The organism is Pseudoalteromonas luteoviolacea NCIMB 1942, from assembly GCF_001625595.1.
GTDB classification, from domain to species: Bacteria; Pseudomonadota; Gammaproteobacteria; order Enterobacterales; family Alteromonadaceae; genus Pseudoalteromonas; species Pseudoalteromonas luteoviolacea_A.
Genome location: NZ_AUXT01000100.1, coordinates 1 through 3,708, shown reverse-complemented (window position 1 = coordinate 3,708; position 3,708 = coordinate 1). Strand labels below are relative to the sequence as shown.

Sequence of the window (3,708 nt, the reverse complement as noted above, 5' to 3'; positions counted from 1 at the left end):
GAAATGAAATGTAGAAATGAAATGTAGCGCCTAGATGATACTAGGCGCAAAGAAAGAACTTAGTTCTCGAATTTTTCAGCAAGGTATAACCAAGTTTCAAGCACAGTGTCTGGATTTAAAGAAACCGTATCGATGCCCTGCTCTACTAACCAAGCTGCAAAGTCTTCGTGGTCTGAAGGGCCTTGTCCACAAATACCTACATACTTGCCTTTTTCTTTAGCCGTTTTAATAGCCATAGAAAGTAGCTTCTTAATAGCTGGATTTCTCTCATCGAATAAATGAGCAATCAGTCCTGAATCTCTATCTAAACCTAGTGTAAGCTGAGTTAAGTCATTTGAACCAATAGAGAATCCGTCGAAGTACTCTAAAAACTCGTCAGCCAACAATGCATTAGAAGGAAGCTCGCACATCATAATTACACGAAGGCCATTTTCGCCACGCTTTAATCCGTGCTCTTCTAGCAGCTCGATTACTTTGGCTGCTTCTTCTAATGTTCTTACAAACGGAATCATAATTTCAACATTTGTAAGACCCATTTCGTTTCGAACACGTTTAATCGCTTCACATTCAAGTGCGAAACATTCTCTGAAATCTTCAGAGATATAACGTGATGCACCACGGAAACCAATCATCGGGTTTTCTTCTTCGGGCTCGTATTGTTGACCACCAATTAGGTTGGCGTATTCGTTTGACTTAAAGTCAGACATACGAACAATCACTTTTTCTGGTGCAAATGCAGAACCAAGAGTAGCTATACCCTCTACTAATTTAGCAATGTAAAACTCAATTGGAGACTCATAGCCAGCGATTATGTCGGTGATCTCTGCTTTAAGTTCTTCTGACTGACTGTCAAAGTTAATTAGCGCTTTAGGATGAACGCCAATCATTCGGTTGATGATGAACTCTAGTCTCGCGAGTCCGATACCTGCATGTGGTAACTTTGCAAAATCAAATGCTCTATCTGGGTTACCAACATTCATCATGATCTTTAACGGTAGGTCTGGCATTGAATCAATGCGAGAAGAAATAACTTCAAACTTCAACTCGCCTTCATAAATGTAACCAGTATCCCCCTCTGAACAAGAAACCGTTACCGCGTCGCCGTGTTTAATTGTGTTTGTTGCGTTACCGCACCCTACGACAGCCGGGATACCTAGTTCTCGAGCAATGATAGCTGCGTGACAAGTTCTTCCGCCGCGATTAGTAACAATAGCAGATGCCCTCTTCATGATTGGTTCCCAATCTGGGTCTGTCATATCTGTTACAAGTACATCGCCTTGTTGTACTTTGTCCATTTCATCGATTGATGTTAGAACACGTACAATACCGGTGCCAATTTTGTGACCGATAGCTCTACCTTCGCAAACCACGTTCGACTTCTCTTGCAATTGGAAGCGTTCCATTACATTCGCGTCTTCGTTTGACCTAACTGTTTCAGGTCGAGCTTGAACAATGTAAAGCTTGCCATCATTACCGTCTTTTGCCCACTCGATGTCCATTGGACGACCGTAGTGCTTTTCGATAATCACAGCTTGTTTCGCTAGCTCTTGAACTTCTTCGTCTGTAATAGAGAATTTGTTCGAAAGCGTAGGATCCATATCTACAATTTCTACTTGTTTACCGTGTGACTCGTCACTTGAGTAAATCATTTGAATTGCTTTTGAGCCAATGTTTCTTCTAACTACAGCTGGGTTGCCTTTCGCTAGAGTTGGTTTGTGTACATAGAACTCGTCTGGGTTGACTGCACCTTGTACAACCATTTCACCTAGGCCGTAGCTTGAAGTAACAAATACTACATCTTCAAAACCAGACTCGGTATCGATTGAAAACATTACACCAGAAGAGGCTTTGTCCGAACGTACCATGCGTTGAATGCCGGCTGATAGAGCCACACCTCTGTGGTCATAACCTTGGTGTACACGATAAGAAATCGCTCGGTCATTAAATAGAGATGCAAAAACGTGTTTGATAGCAACCATAACGGCGTCGATGCCGCGAACGTTTAGGAAAGTTTCTTGCTGGCCAGCGAAAGAGGCGTCTGGCATGTCTTCTGCGGTTGCAGATGAGCGTACGGCAAAAGATACGTCGTGACTATCTTCGCCATGAAGTATTTTGTACGCTTCACGAATGGCTTGATCTAATTCTGGTTGGAAAGGAGTGTCGATTACCCACTGTCGAATCTGGCCACCCACTCTTGCCAGCTCATTGACATCGTCGACATCTAGGGTGTCTAAAATAGTGTGGATTTTTTCATTAAGCCCTGACTGCTCAAGGAACTCATTGAAAGCTTCTGCTGTGGTCGCGAATCCACCTGGTACTTGTACACCAGCGTTAGCAAGGTTAGATATCATTTCACCTAGAGAAGCGTTTTTACCACCAACTCGAGGTACGTCATGCATACCTAATTCTTGATACCAGAGAACGTAGTCTTGCACGGAACTGTCTCCAAAAACAAATTGTAATAAATGTGAGAGATTGTTTGACCTTCCTTTAGGTCGAAGGCATTCTACAACGGTAAGTATAGGCGCGTAAACCAAGACTTGAAAAAATACTAAAAAAGTAATGAAAAGGTTAAAATGAGAACAGCATTTTATATTTCAGATGGCACAGCTATTACAGCTGAAGTTTTTGGGCATGCAACTCTGTCTATGTTCCCTGTAGAGTTTGACCACAAGACGCTTCCATTTATTGAAACTGTCGACAAAGCAAACGTAGTGAAAGCGACAATAAATAAATTGGCTGAATCAAGCGGTGAGCCTCCCCTTGTATTCTTCACATTTGTTAATCCAGAATTGTCCGATATTATTTTGTCTTCAGAAGGGGTTTGTTATGACTTTCTTTCTTATGCTAGTGAAATAGTCAAACGAGAGCTTAAGGTTAAACCTGTTCCAAAAGTACATAGAACACATAGCATTCACGAAAAAACTTATGACTTTAGAATATCGGCGGTTAATTATGCGCTGGCAAACGATGATGGCGCTAATATCAAGGACTACGACGAGGCAGATATCATACTTGTTGGTGTGAGCCGCAGTGGTAAGACTCCCGCTAGCTTATATCTTGCATTGCAATATGGTATTAAAGCCGCAAACTACCCCATTACTGAAGATGACCTCGAAAAAGGTAACTTTCCTAAATTTCTATTGGAACATAAGAAAAAGCTTTTTGGTTTGACCATAGATCCAGAGAGGTTGGCGTCTATTCGTCAAGAGCGAATGGCAAATTCGAAGTATGCTTCAATAAGGCAGTGTCGTATCGAAGTAAGAGAAGTTGAAATGCTTTTCAAGATGCATAAAACGCCATTTTTGAATTCTACAAAGTTTTCTGTTGAAGAAATATCAGCCAAGATTATAGCGGAAGCTGGTTTGTCTAGGCACAAATATTAAAAAACCGCTTTTAGCGCAATGCTGAACTATTAAGAAAATGATTAGTGGACCGATCTAAAATATCATGCAAAATCCGTAATTAGTTTTCTGATTACGGATTTTTTTATGGCAAACACTTATTTGTTCGACGATGTTATCGATGATTCATCACTGAAGTTTATTTTTTGAACAGTTGGCTCAATTGTCTACATTTTGTGAACACATTTTTGTTGAGTGGGTTGCACAGGCAGCAGAATTATCAACTAAAGCGACAATCAGGAGACGCAAACTTCCCAGCGATATGGTTCTTTGGTTAGTGGTTCTTTGGTTAGTGGTTAGTGGT

General features: G+C 41.2%; 3 protein-coding genes. 2 read left to right on the top strand and 1 reads right to left on the bottom strand.

What is annotated here, in order from left to right:
- Positions 1–59: 59 nt before the first annotated feature.
- On the bottom strand, positions 60–2,435 hold the full coding sequence (gene ppsA / locus N482_RS05445; protein ID WP_063376102.1) for a phosphoenolpyruvate synthase: 2,376 nt from the start codon (positions 2,433–2,435) through the stop codon (positions 60–62).
- 141 nt (positions 2,436–2,576) lie between these two features.
- Here ppsA and N482_RS05440 point away from each other — a divergent pair, with 141 nt between their 5' ends.
- Together N482_RS05440 and N482_RS24130 are read left to right on the top strand one after the other, a co-directional pair.
- Positions 2,577–3,386, top strand: coding sequence for a pyruvate, water dikinase regulatory protein (locus N482_RS05440; protein ID WP_063376101.1), 810 nt, complete (start codon positions 2,577–2,579; stop codon positions 3,384–3,386).
- A gap of 172 nt (positions 3,387–3,558) precedes the next feature.
- Positions 3,559–3,708, top strand: a 150-nt coding sequence (locus tag N482_RS24130; protein ID WP_231100797.1) for a transposase domain-containing protein, incomplete at its 3' end; no start/stop codon positions are given.